The organism is Paenibacillus sp. 3LSP (assembly GCF_032465655.1).
GTDB classification, from domain to species: domain Bacteria; phylum Bacillota; class Bacilli; order Paenibacillales; family Paenibacillaceae; genus Fontibacillus; species Fontibacillus barengoltzii.
In genome coordinates, this window is the sequence record NZ_JAWDJI010000048.1 from 1 (window position 1) to 16527 (window position 16527).

The window sequence follows — 16527 nt, forward strand, 5'->3', positions numbered from 1 at the left end:
CAACAAGGGGTTATACCCCAAGAGCAAACCACCCGTTGGACGGGTGGTTATGATTTCTCCGCTACTCGTCGGTCGCTGCAGTGGAGTGATCTGCCAACCGGTTAAGCCGCTCCAATTGGTGACCGTATTCGTACATTTCAGCTGATACGATAGATAAACGCAACACACCGGTTCGCTCAGTCGCATATTGATCCAGCATCCGCCGCAGAAATTCGTCGTTTTCCGTTTCAAATTGCATCGATTCGCTATAGCTTGGCTTCAGCTTGTCATCAAACTTCAGCATAACATGTTCGTGGAACTTCGTAAGCTTCTCCAAATGCTCGTCGAATTCCTGATTTAATTCCGGCGTACGGGCGGCCTGGAAATAATGCTGCTCCACCGCATTCAGCACCTCAACTCCTTGACGAAGCGTGCGCAGCATTTGCTTATACACGACCAGCTGACGATGATCGCTAAATTTCGGTGCTTTGATTTTCTTCTGATCTTCTTCCATCAGCTTATACTTATCCGCTAATTGAGTGATCGTATCCTCAAGTTTACGCTTATCAGACCGGAATACTGCTTCTTTAATCTCATCGGAGATCGCCGTTCTTAGCAGCAACGACAGTTGATCAAACGTCTGCCGAACCTGTTGCTCGAACTGTACCTTCGGCTTAGGCGGGAACAAGACGATGTTAATGATAAACGCTGAAAAAATACCAATTAAGCTAAGCAAAAAACGGTTTAACGCAAATTCCCACTGGCCCGACGCTTCCATTACGGACACGACCGTAACCAGTGTAATACCGATCGTATCCCCCATTTTCAGCTGCAGACAGATCATGATCACTATAATGCAAACCAAACCTACGGCGATGGGTTCATTCGAGAAGACCATGCCGCCCAGCATCGCTAACACAGCCCCCAACGTATTCGTCTGCAGTTGATCGATCAAGTAACGCCAGGAACGATAAATGGTTGGTTGCATGGCAAAAATCGCAGCGATTGCCGCAATTACCGGCGAAGATAAGCCGAGTAAGGTACCGGCATATAAAGCCAGTGTTACCGCAACCCCCGTCTTTAGCATTCTCGCGCCAAATGTCACTTCCATTCCCCCTACGTCCCCCAGCACATTCCAATTATTTTAAGCAAAATTTTAACTAATATTAAGGTTCAACTCAGATATCCTGCCTGTTTTTGGTCAAAACTGATAAAGGCAAGGACCAAATAATTCTATACGAAGAGGTGAAAAATGTCCATGTTTATGGAGAACTTGAAACCGATAGCTGGCAAATTGACCCTTGCACTCCTGCTGGCTGCCAGTTCGGCTGCTTCGGCAGGAACCGCGTATGCGGAAGCCGGCGCTCCGGCGGATCAAACACCGCAGGTGAGCCCAAATCCGTCTCAGACGGAAAGCAAGCCGCTTAAGCATCATCCCCACGGCCATTTCCGCGGCGGGCACATCGTCAAAGATACCGCCGAAATGCTGGGAATGGATCCCAAGGCTCTGGTCGACCAACTGAAGCAAGGCAAAACATTGCTTCAGGTTGTGCAAGCCGAAAAAAGCTGGAGCGAAGAGGAGTATCTGAAGAAGCTGACCGAATCGGCGAACAAAAATATCGACAAAGCGCTGGCTGAAGGCAAAATCGATCAGGAAAAAGCGGACAAAATGAAGTCCAAGCTTCCGAACAAGCTGAAGAAAATCATCAACCGCAACTGGAAGGACCGGATCCCGGGACAGCCAGCAACAGATTACCAAAATAACAAGGTCAACTGGACCCATATGTATCATTGATGACGGACACCACGGATAAGACAACCGTGAAAAAACCGCTCGGCGGCCAAAAAGGCACGTTCAGCGGTTTTGCATTTATCGAATGAATTATTTCTCTTCCGACGCCCCTGTATCCACTGCAGCTTCCGTTGTTTGATGCGGAACCACCCCTACGGGAACCTCAACGATGTCCAGCAGGAAGATGAAGATCGGTACACCCACGATCAGTCCCCAGACCCCTAGGAAATGCTCAGAGACCAGCAGAATGAGGAAGGTGAAAAAGATCGGCAAGTGCGTTTTGTTGGACATAAATTTCGGGTTTAGGAAGTAGGTTTCAACGGCATGAACCAGTGCAATCATGATCAGGACATAAACGATTTTAATCAATCCGCCAATTTTAAAAGCAATCGCACACAATGGAATCAGCGAAATGATAACCCCCATGACCGGAACGAGCCCGAGCAAGAAGATCATTATCGCCAGAGCGATCAAATTCGGAAACCCTAGAATCCATAGGAAAATCGTCGATAACACTGCATTTACCGTTGCAATCAGAAATTGAACTTCAATCACTTTACCGAAGGACTGAACGAATTTACGTCCGAAGTACTCCAGTTCCTTGAACAATCCCCCGATTTTGCTTTCTCGAAACTGGACGGTAAAGTTCGTCACCTTCTCTTTCTCCAGCAGGAAGAACAAGCTGAGCACGATCGCGATGAACAGATTTAAGCTCCATTCGCCGATATCGGTTAACGTGCTGAGCAAGAAGGTAAACCCGTTGTTAATATATGCCGACAGATCGATATCCTTCAAATATTCCACGATGTAATTCAAGATCGGGTTATCCGGTAACATCGGTGGATTCGAATAGAACGAGATCACCTGGTTGACCAAGTCGGTCAGCTCGGTAAGCAGCACCGGCATATAATAGTAGACGGCCGAACCAAGCAAGGAAATGAGCAAGACGTAAATAAACAGCACGGTGATGGTTCGATTGATGCGAATCACCTTAGCTACGTTCCGGCTGATGAAGTTGTGCAGCCGATTGATTAAATACGTCAAAATAAACGTAATGAGCAGCATATTCAGCATACTGCGGGCGAAATACAAGACGAGGACGACAAACAGCAGGGCAAGCACCCTGCGGAATCCCGCCATTTGAAACAGTTCCTTAAAAAACGTCATGAGTCACAAACGGCCCCTTCACAGTTACTGGAGGATATTCCCCTGCGTTAATCTTAAGCGAGCCATTAAGACTTTGCAAATAAAATAGTTAGAACCATACCGGCTTAACGCAAACCGGTTTGGATACGGATGCGGTCTGGCCCGTAAACATTAAGCGACCGCTCTCGGAATCCACTGTAAAGACTGCCAACAAGTTGTTATCCCGGTTCGCCGCTATCAGATATTTACCGTCAGGAGTCAGCGCAAAATGACGTGGATGACCACCTTCACTAGAGACATGTTCAACCAAAGTGAGCCGTCCACTCTCAGGATCGATCGCATATTGTACGATGCTGTCATGACCGCGATTGGATCCGTATAGGTAACGGCCATTTGCCGAAATGGCGACCTCTGCGGTGGTGTTCTCTCCCGTGTAATCAGGCGGAAGCGTTGGGACGGTGTCCTGCAAGGCCAATTCACCCGTTGCTGCGTGATAAGTGAACAGAGAGAGCGAGGAGTTCACCTCATTGATGGAATAGAGCCACTGCCCGTTCGGATGGAAAGCAAGATGTCGCGGACCTGCTCCTGGCGGCGTAGACGCTTCACTCTGATATACCAACTTTCCGGACTCCGGTTCAAACGAGTATACGAAAATACGATCCAACCCCAAGTCGGCGACCAGCGCGTAACGGTTATCCGGGCTGAACGTAACGGAATGGGGATGCGGACGATCTTGGCGCACCGGATCAGCCCCGTGACCTTCATGCTGACGCTCGTCAACCAACTTGCCTGCTGTTCCGTCTGCCTGAAGCGCAACAAGGCCTACGTTCCCGCCGTGATACCCCGATACGGCGGCAAATTTGCCGCTGCGGTCCAGTTGAATGTGCGAGGAAGAAGGGCGAATCGTTACTCCCCGGTTTAATTCAGAAAGCTTGCCGCCTGAATCCACATCAAATGCAACAATCTCCCCGATCCGCTCCCCTTCCAGCGTCGTTTCGGAAATGGCGTACACCTTCCGGGAATCTTGCCGGATGCCTAGAAATGTAGGGTTCTTTAATCCCGACACTTGATCCAGCAAACGGAGCTCCCCTGTATCCAAATTCATTTCATATGTGTAAACTCCGGGATCGCTCGCTTCAGCATACGATCCCACAAAAATCAGCAATCGTTGTTGTGAGACTGACAAGTAAAATTCCTCCTTCATCGATGAAGCATGTTTAAATGATGTCCCCTATATTTTTCCGTAATTCATCTAAAAAGTCCAGTGTCTCACCCGGGATAAAATGAAATATTGAAACTCCAAATGAGGCCAGCTACCCAAAACAGTTAAAATATGATATACTGTAAGCGCTTCCGAAAGCATCTTCTAAAGGGGGATTTGGAATGATGAACGTCGGACTCGAAGAAAGAGGCGTTTATGAGGATTTTAATCCTTACGAGACGTATTTCTTCAAGATCGGAGCTCACGGACTGGTTTGCTTCCATGGACGGAATTACAGTATTAAACAGAGATTATCCGCCGAACAGACCTCGAAGTTGATCTCAGACCCTCGCTTTTTCCGCATCAGCACGAACTGCTATGTGAACCTGACCCAAGTCTCGGAAATTCGCGATAACGTTGTTTGGTTCCGGGATGAACGGCATGGGATTAAGACGATCTCGGTCCCCAGACGTAATCTGGAGCAATTGAAACGGCTTATCCCGTCTCAACGTGGCAAAGTCACTGCTGGAGTGAACTAACCCTCCGCTGACCTGCCCAGCCAACGGCAAAAAAGCAGCCTGACTCGCACCGTCGGAAGACGGCCGGGTCGGCTGCTTTTTCCGTTATTCCTGATTATTTCACGTAGAGACGGGCGCGTTCTTCCCAAATCTCACCGGGAAGCAAGCTAAACAGACCGATCTCCTCAGCCGGTAAATTCGACTTCGGTGCATTCACCAGATTGATCTGCGGCTCTGGACAGAAGAAGCCTTCCGTCGCCCCGTTATTCCAAATCATCCATTGCTTGTAGGAGGTCCCCACATCATACACAAGCGTCTTGCCCAGCTTCGTATCAGTCAGCTCCATCCGATTTCTGCCGTTTTGCGGCACCGCCGTATAATGGTTATCCATCGAAGCGAAGAACGGATAGACGCCCTCCCCTTTCATCTGCTCCTCTTCAGCCGTCAGCGGTTGGAAGGATCCGGTCGGGAGCATCCGCTCGCTCATTTGCCAACGCTGCCCGATCGTCAGTTTAACCTTGTAATCCTTCGCCGTACTTTCTGGTGCAAACGGTGCATTCACGGCAGTATGGAAGGCCAGTAAGCATGGCATCTCTTTGTCGCCTTCATTGCGAATGAACACTTGCTGAGCCAAGCCATCATCGCTCAACGAATATCTGAGTCGAATTGTAAATTTAAAAGGAAGGAACCGATACACCTCGTGGTTCTCGTCAACTGAGACTTTAACGGAAACATAGCTCTCCACCGGTGTCTGTCCGAAGTCCTCAACCTCCCAAGCCGTCGTATGTAGAAATCCGTGCAAATGGTTGTGGGTTGCAGCCTCGTTCACCGGGAATTGAAGAACTTCACCTTTCCAAGGGAATTGTCCGTCTTCATACCGGTTGGGCGGGAACAGCACCGGGATCCCGTGGACGCCGGGATTGCTCTTGAATGCGTCCATCTCCTGCTCGCCCGGCTCCCGCAAGAAACGGTAACCGCTTTCGACATCGCGGAAAGCGATCAAATTGCCGCCGATTTCCGGCAACAATACTGCCTCATAACGCCCGGATTTGAGCCAAACTGCCTTTTCTCCTTGATATGTTCCTTCATAAGCCGTTCTTTGTGCCATGGATGATAATCTCCCTTCATTGCTTAGCGCTCATCTTGTAATATACCTTAAAGCGCCTTCAAAAGTCACCCCTGTCCATCACACCATAGGCTGCAGATCATTCTGCCTCCATCTGCCATACATCATGCATCGCGCAAAATTTTGCGCCCGAAGCTTGCAGCCAAAACGATCATGGACGCTCCAACGATCAGTTGCATGCCAAAAATTTGCGTCCACAGCGGCCACGATTCAATCCATTCCAGCACCTGCCCGCCAATCAGTGGACCAAAGAATGAAGCTACCCCCGTGATCGCCGAATACATCGCCATATACATCGGACGCTCCGATTTGGGTGTGTCGCCAATCATAAAGTTAAAGGCCAGTTGGTTAAAGCCGCCGACACCAACCCCAAAGATCATATGAGCCAGGAAGAGCACGGGCAACACAGGCAGTATAGACAGTCCGCCCCAGCACAAAATCGCCAGTGCAATAATCGGCAGCGTCCAGAACAGCAAGCGACGATTGCTGTATCGCGCATTCAGATTTCCCCATACGTAAAAGCTTGCCATCATAAAGATCGTCTGCGTCACATTTAAGAGTGAAATGGTCTGATAATTAATGTTCAGCAGCTCCAGCATCACATACGAGTACAGCGGCACGACCAGGTTTTGCAGCAGCAGGAAGCCGGCCAGAAACAACGTAGCCTTCATAAAGGCTCCGTCCTGGAGCGGTTTGCGCAGCATCGGCATGAACTTGCTTTCCGCGGAACGCTCGAAAGCAGCATCGGGATAGAACATAAACACAATAATGTTGGCGATCGCACAAATCCAAATCACGATATACAAGTAGAAGAACCCTTGCGCCTCCGGATAATGGTCCAGCACCATCCCGCCCAAAAACATCACCAACGTGTTCAGCGCATTCAGAAACGTATTACGGATGCCAAAATATCTTCCCCGTACGCGCGCTGGCACGATATCGCTTATTAGCGAGTTCCACAACATCGCTCCAACCGTATTAAAAATAAACGCCGCGATATATAGAGCAATGAATCCGGTTACCCAATACTGATGCGGTAAAACAAACGGAACAAGGCCCGTTGCCCCCCACAGAATACGATGCAGACCAACGAACAGCACCAGAGCCCATTTGCGGCTGGTTAAACGCTGGATGAGATAAGCGACAGCGATCTGAGCAATATTCACGAACGTCGTGATCGCTAAAACAAAGCCAATTTGGGCTGAATTCGCCCCAAGGTACAGCAGGAATCCCGTCAGAAACTGACCGCCAAGCAACGTTTGGAAGATCGTGGAGGGAACACCCTCCCAGGTCGCGATCGCCAAGTTGCGGCGCTGGCGGGACGGCTTTCGCGATACCAACGATTTTTGCATGATACTGCTCTTCATGTTTGTTGGATACTCCTTTGGTTTCTCTCTCCGAATAGTTCTGTCTCTTTTTTTACATACTTCAAGTGATTCGTTAATCTGAAGGAATGGAGTGCTAATGAACGTATGCGGATACCCTTGAGGTTTGGGATGCTCCTTGTTAGTCTGACTCTGCCGCTGACCATGATCACTTCCTGCGGCCAGCAGGATCGAGTCCGAACAAATTCCGTCCCTCCGTCCGGCAATCCCCCGTAAAAACAGAAGCGATCACCGAATCCAACGGTACAACTTGGGTGCCGTTAAATCTGGTGGCTCAGAGCCTTGGCTTGCGACTGCAGGAGAACAGGGACAGCGCGAATCTCGGTTATAGCGATGTGATGTTTACCGTTCAGCCCAGCCAAAGGCATGCGATCTCCTTCGGACAGCCGATCGCACTGCCCCAAGCGCCGGTGCGTGAGAACGGCCAGCTCTATATGACGATGGATGCCGTATCCGCCTTGCTTCAAACGAAAGCAAAGATGGATACCCGCACAGGGAAGCTTAGCTTTGACCGCATCACCCCGGCGGGCAGCAACATGCCGCCGCAGACAGGAACGAGCCGATACGGAGTTCTAAGCGTCGCCGATCAACAGGATGAAATGGTCGCTTATGCCAAGCAATTTTTGGGCGTACCTTATGAATTTGGCGCCGCACCTTACGAACAGTCCAAAGCGTTCGATTGTTCGTCTTTCACTCGTCATGTCTTTAAGAAGTTTGGCCAAGATTTGCCGCGGCTGGCTCGAGATCAAGCCAAAGAAGGCGTACCGGTGACGCGGGATCAACTGCAAGTGGGAGATTTGATCTTCTTCACAGTCCCCGGTCGATTTCAATCCGACAAAATTCCAGGCCATGTCGGTATTTATATCGGCGACGGCAAGTTTATTCATACCTGGGGGGAACCCGGAGTTCAAATCAGCCCGCTGGACAGCGGGTACTGGAGCACGGTGATTCTTTCCATGCGCCGGGTTCGTTAATTCTGCCCCAGAGCCTAAAGCTAAGGTCGGGAAACCGTAAGGTTCACCCGGCTTTTTTCCTGCCAATCAGCGATTTCCCTTCGATACAAATACAAAGTATAATGAAAGTAGGCATCACTTTCCATATAATAATTTATACATTAAAACCTGATGGATTTAGAGGAGAAAGACGATGGACAACGACAATCTGAAACAGGCTTATGAGGTGCTTGGACTGCCCGAAAACGCTTCCCGCGAAGAACTGGAGAGAGAATTCGACATTTTGCTGCGCAGATCCCGTTCACGTAACCTCGATCCCGGCGAAGCCGAGGAAATTGAGCGTAAGATCCAGGCTTACAAGCAGATCGTGGAGACGGAGGAACAGCGCAAGCTCGCGGAGTTAACCCGCAGGCGTTATGAGAAGTGGGGCAAGTTTGCAGGGACCGCTGAGAAGGTTGACGATTTTTTCCGGCTTTATCGCAATTATGTGATTATTGGAATCATCGCTATCGCAGCAATTATTTGGGGGACTAACGCTTATCTTAATCATCTCGAGGAACAAAGACGGCTGGCCGCCCTGCCTCCGATCGATCTGTCGATCATCATGGCGGGCAATTATATGACCGATGACCAGAACGGCGGTGTCGACGCTCTAGAGCAAGCGATGACAGCACAAATCCCCGGATTCCAAAGGGTGGAAATTGAAATGCTGTACTTACCCATGCAAGGAGAAGCCCTGACGACTGCAGATATCGCTTATCAGCAAAAGGCGATGGCCGTGATCGCTTCTACAAGTCCGGATATTTATATTACCGATGAACCTACCTTTGAGTGGTTATCAAATGGCGGCGCCTTTCTCAGCCTTGACGATTTGGTTAATGGAGAACTAAAGGATTTTCTGACGGAGGACTCCCTTGTCAAGGATGTGTCCGATGAAGACAATACGGAGCATGTGTACGGCATTAAAGTTACCAACAGCCGTCTCGTCAAGGATCTGCCGTTAGGTTATACAGACTTAATTATTTCGCTCCGCGTTGACGCGAAGAACAAAGACAAAGCGATCACAATGATCAAGACTTACTTGGAAAATGTCCCGAAGGCGGCGGAATAGCCGCCTTTTTTTTCGTGCATTTTTCATAATTGATTAATTGCAGGGGATGCTATACAATAACCCTATAAACGCGCGTTTACGAAAGTGGGGACAAACCTTTATGCGCAGTGAAGACATCGCCAAACTGGCCGGGGTGTCCCGCAGCACCGTCTCACGGGTGATCAACAACTATCCGAACGTTCCGGAAGCAACGAGGGCTAAGGTGCTCCGCGTCATTGAGCAGCACCATTATGAACCGAACAGCTTTGCCCGGGCGCTCGCCGGCAAACGGACGGATACGATCGGCCTGTTCGCCATCAGCATGACAGAGAAAGAAGATACTAGCCGCATCTATCAGAACAGCTATTTTGCCCCAATCGTCGACATGGTCGTCGACACGGCCAATGCCCGCGGATTTTATGTACTGATTCATACCGTTTATTCGCCGGGCGACTTCCAAAAGGTGAAGCAAGCGTTCCTGCAGAAGCGGATTGATGGCGGAATTCTAGTCGGTACGCAGAAGGACATCGAGCTGGTTCGGGAAATGGTGGATCAGGAAGCGCCGTTAGTGCTCGTCGATTATGACATTGCAGAAATTATGACCGAACGCCTGAACAAAAATCATCTGGCAGTCATCAACTCCAATGATTACGAAGGTACGGTCCAAGCGATTGAATATTTGATCGAGCTCGGGCATCGTGACATCGGCATTTTGAAAGGCAGCATGAATACTTACTCGGGTCGTGAGCGATACTTAGCTTATGAGCACACGCTTAAGAAGCACGGATTGCCGCTGAATGAAGCGTATATCCTTGAAGGCGAATTTCTGAAGGATAGCGCCTACCGCGAGACTCATCGGCTGATCGAGCAAGGAAATTGGCCAACCGCCATATTCTGCGCTAACGACGATATGGCCATCGCAGCAATGGAAGCGTTTGCGGAAAAAGGGATCAGCGTTCCGGAGCATGTGTCGATCATCGGCTTTGACGATGTCGAAATCGCTTCCCGGGTAACGCCGAAGCTGACGACCATTCGGCTGCCCATCGATGAGATGGCCAAGGCTGCCGTTTTGAAAGTGATCGAGCTATGCGAAGCAGAGCAGCCCACCTTCAGCACCGTCAGCTTTCCAACTCGTCTGGTGATCCGGGATTCCTGTCAACCCCCGGCGAAATAACCAAACACCCTACCCTCCTCCCCGATCTTCAAGGGATCGCCGGAGGAACCTTTTCTCATGATAATAAACGCGCGTTCACAAACGAAGGGAGAGTTCCTGTTCATGAAATTTGGAGCATTTGACGATCAGCGTAAAGAGTATGTGATTCATACGCCGCAAACCCCTTACCCGTGGATTAACTACCTTGGAAATGAGCAATTTTTCGGTCTGATCTCCAATACGGCCGGCGGTTACACGTTCTATCGCGATGCCCGCCTGCGTCGTTTGACCCGCTATCGCTACAACAACATTCCGCTGGATACCGGTGGACGTTACTACTATCTCCGCGACCATGACAACGGCGATTTCTGGACACCGGGCTGGATGCCGGTCAAACGCGAGCTGGATTTCTACGAATGCCGACACGGTTTGGGCTATACGTCGATCACCGGAGAACGCGGCGGCATTTCGGTCACGCAATTGGCGTTTATTCCGCTGGGTTACAACGGTGAAGTACATCGTTTAACGGTGAAAAATACGAGTACCGAGACGAAGAAGGTCTCTCTCTTCTCTTTTGCCGAGTTCTGCCTGTGGAACGCTCAGGACGACATGACTAACTTCCAACGCAACCTGAGCACCGGCGAAGTCGAAGTGCTGGATTCCGTCATCTACCATAAAACGGAATACCGTGAGCGCCGGAATCACTATGCCTTCTATTCTGTGAACCGCGACATCGACGGCTTTGATACGGACCGCGAATCGTTTGTAGGACTGTATAATGGCTTGCACGAACCGCAGGTTGTTGTTGCCGGCAGAGCTTCCAACTCCATCGCCAGCGGCTGGTCCCCGATCGGCTCGCATGAAGTGACGCTGAAGCTTGCTCCAGGCGAAACGCAAAGCCTGATCTTTATTCTCGGTTACGTCGAAGTGCCGGAAGAAGAGAAATGGGAATCCCCTGGCGTCATCAACAAAAAACCAGCGCTCGAGATGATCGAGAAATTCGCAACAGACGCCGACGTTGACCGCGCTTTGGCTGATCTTGCTGCGTACTGGGACGGCTTGTTGTCCAAGTATCAAATCCAAAGCAGCGACGACAAACTGAACCGCATGGTCAACATTTGGAATCCGTATCAATGTATGGTGACGTTTAATATGTCCCGTTCGGCTTCCTATTTCGAATCCGGGATCGGCCGCGGGATGGGCTTCCGCGATTCCAACCAGGACTTGCTTGGCTTTGTGCATCAAATCCCGGAACGGGCTCGCGAGCGGATTCTCGACATCGCTGCTACGCAATTTGAGGACGGCAGCGCGTACCACCAATATCAACCGCTGACCAAGAAAGGAAATAACGAAATCGGCAGCGGCTTCAACGATGACCCATTGTGGCTCGTGCTGGGGACGGCGGCTTACATCAAGGAGACTGGCGACATCAGTATCCTGGATGAACAGGTACCGTTCGATAACAATCCAGACAATACCGCAACGCTGTTCGAGCATTTGAAACGTTCCTTCTACCATGTCGTACACAACCTGGGACCGCATGGCTTGCCGCTCATCGGCCGCGCAGACTGGAACGATTGCCTCAACCTGAACTGCTTCTCCAAGGAGCCGGGTGAGTCGTTCCAAACGACCGCGAACATCGAAGGCCGCGTAGCAGAGTCCGTATTTATCGCCGGCTTGTTCGTCTTCGTAGGCCCAGACTTCGCTGAAATCTGCCGGATCCGCGGGCTGGAATCCGAAGCGAAGGAAGCGCTGGATTGGACGGAGAAAATGCGTAAAACGACGTTGGAACACGGCTTTGACGGCGACTGGTTCCTGCGCGCTTACGATCATTACGGCGAGAAGGTCGGCAGCAAAGAAAACGCTGAAGGCCAAATCTTCATTGAGCCGCAAGGCATGTGCGTCATGGCAGGTATTGGCGTTGAAGAAGGCCTGGCCGCCAAAGCGCTTGCTTCGGTTGAGGAGCGCCTTGATACGAAATACGGGATCGTGCTGCAGCAGCCACCGTACTCGAAGTATTATCTGAACCTGGGCGAAATCTCCAGTTACCCGCCAGGATACAAAGAGAACGCCGGGATCTTCTGCCATAATAACCCGTGGATTATGATTGCGGAAACCGTATTGGGCCACGGTGATCGGGCGTTTGAAGTCTACAAAAAAATCGCCCCGGCCTACCTTGAGGACATCAGCGAAATCCACCGGATGGAGCCGTATGTATACTCGCAGATGATTGCCGGTAAAGACGCAGTACGTCACGGCGAAGCGAAGAACTCCTGGCTCACCGGGACGGCAGCCTGGAACTACGTAGCGATCACGCAAGCCATTCTTGGCGTGCAAGCGGACTTCAAGGGACTGAAAGTGGATCCTTGCATTCCATCGGCATGGGACGGATTCGAAATCACCCGCGTTTTCCGTGGAGACACGTACGTCATCCGCGTAAGCAATCCGAATCATGTGGAAAAAGGAGTGGCCAGCATTACGGTGGATGGCCAGCCAATTCAAGGCAACATCATTCCGCCGGCTGGCGATGGCGGCGTCCATCAAGTCGAAGTAGTACTTGGCTAAGTACAAAAATAAAAAAGGTACAACTGCTCTAATCGAGCGGTTGTACCTTTTCTCTTTATTGAGTTAAGCTTTAGCGGGCTTCATGCCGTTTTCCTCTTTCCCAGTACCCTGACCTTCTTTATTGACCTGCACTTTGCGGATAAAGAACGATAAGATGAGAGCCACCAGCGTAATTCCTGTCGCCACGACAAAGGCAAAATCAATCCCGTTGATAGTCGCATCCCGGGTGATCAATGCGACTTGTTGCGCATTAGCCGGGTCTTTCGGATTAATTCCAGCTGCGAGAATCATCTCAGCCACCTTATCCTTGGTACGCGAGGACATAATCGTTACGAGCAGTGCGGTTCCGAGCGCGCCGGAGATGGTCCGCAGCGTATTAGACATCGCGGTGCCATGGGCATTCAGCCGCGCTGGGAGTTGGTTGAGACCCGCCGTCTGAATCGGCATCATCAGCATGGACATCCCAAACATCCGGGCGGTGTACATCAAGATGAGATGAGTGTACGTCGTATCGACGGTCAAGTTGCTGAATTCCCAGGTTGTTACGGTGGTGATCGCCAAGCCGATGACCGCCAGCCAGCGGGCGCCTATCCGGTCAAAGATCATCCCGGTAATCGGCGACATAATCCCCATCAAGATCGCTCCCGGCATTAACAGCAGTCCGGATTCCACAGGGGAGAAGCCGCGAATGTTCTGCAGGTAAATCGGCACCAAGATCATCGCTGCATACAGCGCCATGGTGATCACCACATTGATGATCGTCGTCAGCGTAAACATATCGTAGCGGAAGACGCGGAACTCCAGCAACGGCTTATCGGATTTCAATTGACGCCACAGGAATAAGCCCAAGGCGATCACGCCGACAATTAGACTGACGACGACATCCGTCTCGCCCCAGCTGGTGCTGCCTGCTTCGCTAAACCCATACAGGATGCCGCCAAAGCCGAGCGTTGATAAGACAATCGACAGTACGTCCAGATTCGGACGACCCACCTGGGTTACGTTTTTCATAAAGAACACACCAAGAAGAATCGATAAAATCGCAAACGGGAAAATAATCCAGAATAATACGTTCCATGGATGATGCTCAATGATCCAACCAGAGAGCGTTGGCCCAACCGCAGGAGCGAAGATCATGGCGATCCCCATCATCCCCATCGCTTGACCGCGCTTCTCAATCGGGAAGATCGTTAAGAATACGACAGTCATCAGCGGCATCAGCACACCCGCGCCGGCTGCCTGCACCAATCTCCCGATTAGAACCATTTCAAAGCTAGAACCGATTGCGCAAATGAACGTCCCTGCGGAGAACAAGACCATCGCGGAAATAAACAGCATCCGTGTCGTAAATCGTTCCATCAAAAAGGCGCTGATCGGAATCAATACGCCGTTCACCAGCATAAATCCTGTCGTTAACCATTGGATGGTCGTCGGGCCAACCCCTAAGTCGTCCATCATTTTCGGCAAAGCAACGTTCATCAAGGTTTGGTTCAAGAGGGACACAAATGCCCCGATTAATAACGCCATGACAATCGGCCATCTTTTGAAATTTACAGCCGGTACAGCAGCAGTATTACTGTTCATAGGTTTCCTCTCTCACTTTCTCTAAGGATGCGATAATTTTCCGGTGGGTCTGCAGCATCTGGTCGATGTCTTCCCCCGCTGCCTCCAGAACCGTCGAAAACGCCCGGGTATATTCGAGGTCCGTCTTCCGATAAACCTCCATTCCCTTATCCGTGATTTGCAAAAATACGTTTCTCCGGTCATGGTCCACCCGTCCGCGCTCTACAAGCCCCGCTTTGACCAGACGATCAATCACGCCGCTGACCGTGCTGTTTCCCAATCGCATCTGTTCAGCAAGCTCCGTCACCCCGATATGCGGATGTTGATGAATTCGTTTCAAAGCCATGAACTGGATACCGGTGATGCCGAAAGGCTCAGCTTGTTTGGATAGCAATTGGTAAAAGGCTTTCTTCACTTCGCGAAAGGACTCCACGATCTCATGCATGCGTTGCTTCTGATCCAAACGGTGCTCATCCTTTAACTATTAGTTATACTCCTTAATATTTCGTATGCGAAATAATCCATTACTATATTTAACAAAGCATCAAGTTTATTGTCAATATGGAGATTTCAATGTCAGCGTTAGACAAAATCAGATCATTTTCAACCTTCGGATAGCTTTTCTCGGAAGATTTCATTCTATACCCCTGACGTATTGGATGATATAATCATGGTAGAATTCACCTATTACTTAAGGAGGATAAGAATCCCATGACATGGTTCAACCGACTTCCCTTATCAGGAAAGATCTCCGCCGCATGTTATCTTGTGGCCGCGCTCTTTGCCGTACCATCGCTGCTCGCCTTCATCCTGCTGGGACATATCATCATCGGTATCTTACTGATCGTCGTGTTGGCAGCGCTTACTTTCCCACTTTCGCGTTACCTTCAGAAAGCGCTTACGGATTCATTCGACGATATTACCAGCGCTTCGGCCAAAATCGCCAAAGGTGATTTTACCAGTCGAATTTCGGAATCCGGGGGCATGGACGATCTCAGCCGTTCCTTCAACAGTATGGTGGACAAGCTGCGCAAGATCCTCCAGGAGACTTCAGATATTACCCGCAAGGTAATGGACTCCAGCCGGAGGATTTCCGATCGCAACCAGGAACTGATTGAAGTCATGACCCAAGTCACCCACTCCTCCAACGAGCTGGCTCTGGGTGCCAACGCCATCTCCGAAGATGTCAGCGGCATGAAAGACGCGATTGGCGAGATTGAGCAGAAGGTCAGCAATTACACCGAAGCCTCCCGTGAGATGAATCAGCGTTCCGAAGAAATGATTCATCTGGTGGAGCGTGGACGTGAGTCCGTCTCGCGTCAAGCAAGCGGGATGCGGAAGAACATCGAAGCGACCGAGAAAGTAGCTGAGTCCATTGAGGCTTTGGCGAAGAACGCGCAGGGCATTACCAAAATTACAGCAACGATCTCTGAGATTGCCGAACAAACGAACCTGCTGTCGCTGAACGCTTCAATTGAAGCAGCGCGGGCGGGCGAGCACGGAGCAGGGTTTGCCGTCGTTGCCCACGAGGTTCGCAAGCTGGCGGAAGAATCCACCGCCTCAACCAAAGAGGTATTTAACCTGGTTCGCAGCATCGAACAAGACGTAAAACAAGCCGGACAGAACATTAAAATTAATGAAGAAGTGGTTCGGCAACAAAGCGAAATGATCCAAGAAGCAGAGCAAATCTTCCAAGAAATTGTACAGAGCGTGCAATATATTAGCGAAGAAATCGCCTCCTTCGCCAGAGAGAGCGAAGAGATGCTGGAAAGCGCACAGAACATTTCCTCTGCGATTCAGAACATTTCCGCGATTACCGAGGAATTGGCGGCGGGCACGGAACAGGTCTCGGCATCGATGAACGAGCAAATTACTTCGATTCGCGCGATGGCCGAAGAGGCCGAAGCGATGAAGAATGCCGTGTTCCAGTTGCAGAAGACGATACATATCTTCAAGTTTTAATCGATCTACCCTATCGCCCAGTCCCTTGTTTGCTAAGGGGCTGGGTTATTTTTTACTTTTTCGATAAGATAAGGAGAGTGAAATGAGAAAGGAG

The 16527-nt window shown here is 50.4% G+C and carries 14 protein-coding genes; 7 read left to right on the forward strand and 7 right to left on the reverse strand.

Features of this window, described 5'->3' with window-relative positions; translation table 11 throughout:
• Window positions 1-61: 61 nt before the first annotated feature.
• Window positions 62-1090 (reverse strand): FUSC family protein, encoded by a 1029-nt coding sequence (locus tag RW092_RS02630; RefSeq protein WP_316009434.1) that lies wholly within the window; start codon window positions 1088-1090, stop codon window positions 62-64.
• 141 nt (window positions 1091-1231) lie between these two features.
• On the opposite strand from RW092_RS02630, the gene RW092_RS02635 reads away from it, so the two are divergent.
• Window positions 1232-1774 carry a hypothetical protein gene (locus tag RW092_RS02635; RefSeq protein WP_316009435.1) on the forward strand — a complete coding sequence of 181 codons (543 nt, stop codon included), beginning with the start codon at window positions 1232-1234 and terminating at the stop codon, window positions 1772-1774.
• A gap of 87 nt (window positions 1775-1861) precedes the next feature.
• Here RW092_RS02635 and RW092_RS02640 read toward each other — a convergent pair whose 3' ends face one another.
• Window positions 1862-2938, reverse strand: coding sequence for an AI-2E family transporter (locus RW092_RS02640; RefSeq protein ID WP_316009436.1), 1077 nt, complete (start codon window positions 2936-2938; stop codon window positions 1862-1864).
• Window positions 2939-3026: 88 nt separating this feature from the next.
• Window positions 3027-4121, reverse strand: a complete 1095-nt coding sequence (locus tag RW092_RS02645; protein ID WP_316009437.1) for a lactonase family protein — start codon at window positions 4119-4121, stop codon at window positions 3027-3029.
• 179 nt (window positions 4122-4300) lie between these two features.
• Between RW092_RS02645 and RW092_RS02650 the strand changes: the two genes are divergently transcribed.
• Window positions 4301-4657 (forward strand): LytTR family transcriptional regulator DNA-binding domain-containing protein, encoded by a 357-nt coding sequence (locus RW092_RS02650; protein WP_028537808.1) that lies wholly within the window; start codon window positions 4301-4303, stop codon window positions 4655-4657.
• Between the two features lie 94 nt (window positions 4658-4751).
• Here the strand turns inward: RW092_RS02650 and RW092_RS02655 are convergent, their stop codons facing one another.
• The gene (locus RW092_RS02655) at window positions 4752-5744 is read right to left on the reverse strand and encodes an aldose 1-epimerase (RefSeq protein WP_316009438.1); all 993 of its coding nucleotides are present in this window, start codon (window positions 5742-5744) and stop codon (window positions 4752-4754) included.
• Window positions 5745-5866: 122 nt separating this feature from the next.
• Complete coding sequence (locus tag RW092_RS02660; protein ID WP_016312500.1) at window positions 5867-7129, reverse strand: MFS transporter; 1263 nt, start codon at window positions 7127-7129, stop codon at window positions 5867-5869.
• A gap of 272 nt (window positions 7130-7401) precedes the next feature.
• On the opposite strand from RW092_RS02660, the gene RW092_RS02665 reads away from it, so the two are divergent.
• From RW092_RS02665 to RW092_RS02680, 4 genes are all read left to right on the forward strand, one after another.
• Complete coding sequence (locus RW092_RS02665) at window positions 7402-8121, forward strand: C40 family peptidase (RefSeq protein WP_316009439.1); 720 nt, start codon at window positions 7402-7404, stop codon at window positions 8119-8121.
• A gap of 172 nt (window positions 8122-8293) precedes the next feature.
• The gene (locus tag RW092_RS02670) at window positions 8294-9211 is read left to right on the forward strand and encodes a type 2 periplasmic-binding domain-containing protein (protein WP_016312502.1); all 918 of its coding nucleotides are present in this window, start codon (window positions 8294-8296) and stop codon (window positions 9209-9211) included.
• 100 nt (window positions 9212-9311) lie between these two features.
• A complete protein-coding gene (locus RW092_RS02675; protein ID WP_016312503.1) occupies window positions 9312-10364 on the forward strand; it encodes a LacI family DNA-binding transcriptional regulator in 1053 nt (350 codons plus the stop codon).
• Between the two features lie 102 nt (window positions 10365-10466).
• On the forward strand, window positions 10467-12908 hold the full coding sequence (locus tag RW092_RS02680) for a glycoside hydrolase family 94 protein (protein ID WP_085169055.1): 2442 nt from the start codon (window positions 10467-10469) through the stop codon (window positions 12906-12908).
• Window positions 12909-12971: 63 nt separating this feature from the next.
• Here RW092_RS02680 and RW092_RS02685 read toward each other — a convergent pair whose 3' ends face one another.
• Window positions 12972-14492 (reverse strand): DHA2 family efflux MFS transporter permease subunit, encoded by a 1521-nt coding sequence (locus RW092_RS02685; RefSeq protein WP_016312505.1) that lies wholly within the window; start codon window positions 14490-14492, stop codon window positions 12972-12974.
• Window positions 14482-14934 carry a MarR family winged helix-turn-helix transcriptional regulator gene (locus RW092_RS02690; RefSeq protein WP_016312506.1) on the reverse strand — a complete coding sequence of 151 codons (453 nt, stop codon included), beginning with the start codon at window positions 14932-14934 and terminating at the stop codon, window positions 14482-14484. Before RW092_RS02690 ends, RW092_RS02685 begins: the two co-directional genes overlap by 11 nt.
• Window positions 14935-15182: 248 nt before the next feature.
• On the opposite strand from RW092_RS02690, the gene RW092_RS02695 reads away from it, so the two are divergent.
• A complete protein-coding gene (locus RW092_RS02695) occupies window positions 15183-16433 on the forward strand; it encodes a methyl-accepting chemotaxis protein (protein ID WP_316009440.1) in 1251 nt (416 codons plus the stop codon).
• The last annotated feature ends 94 nt before the right edge of the window (window positions 16434-16527 follow it).

Coding starts and splice junctions, on each gene's coding strand:
- RW092_RS02630 (WP_316009434.1), bottom strand. CDS start 1,090: ATGGAAGTGACATTTGGCGCGAGAATGCTAAAGACGGGGGTTGCGGTA.
- RW092_RS02675 (WP_016312503.1), top strand. CDS start 9,312: ATGCGCAGTGAAGACATCGCCAAACTGGCCGGGGTGTCCCGCAGCACC.
- RW092_RS02655 (WP_316009438.1), bottom strand. CDS start 5,744: ATGGCACAAAGAACGGCTTATGAAGGAACATATCAAGGAGAAAAGGCA.
- RW092_RS02650 (WP_028537808.1), top strand. CDS start 4,301: ATGATGAACGTCGGACTCGAAGAAAGAGGCGTTTATGAGGATTTTAAT.
- RW092_RS02635 (WP_316009435.1), top strand. CDS start 1,232: ATGTCCATGTTTATGGAGAACTTGAAACCGATAGCTGGCAAATTGACC.
- RW092_RS02670 (WP_016312502.1), top strand. CDS start 8,294: ATGGACAACGACAATCTGAAACAGGCTTATGAGGTGCTTGGACTGCCC.
- RW092_RS02680 (WP_085169055.1), top strand. CDS start 10,467: ATGAAATTTGGAGCATTTGACGATCAGCGTAAAGAGTATGTGATTCAT.
- RW092_RS02640 (WP_316009436.1), bottom strand. CDS start 2,938: ATGACGTTTTTTAAGGAACTGTTTCAAATGGCGGGATTCCGCAGGGTG.
- RW092_RS02660 (WP_016312500.1), bottom strand. CDS start 7,129: ATGAAGAGCAGTATCATGCAAAAATCGTTGGTATCGCGAAAGCCGTCC.
- RW092_RS02685 (WP_016312505.1), bottom strand. CDS start 14,492: ATGAACAGTAATACTGCTGCTGTACCGGCTGTAAATTTCAAAAGATGG.
- RW092_RS02695 (WP_316009440.1), top strand. CDS start 15,183: ATGACATGGTTCAACCGACTTCCCTTATCAGGAAAGATCTCCGCCGCA.
- RW092_RS02645 (WP_316009437.1), bottom strand. CDS start 4,121: ATGAAGGAGGAATTTTACTTGTCAGTCTCACAACAACGATTGCTGATT.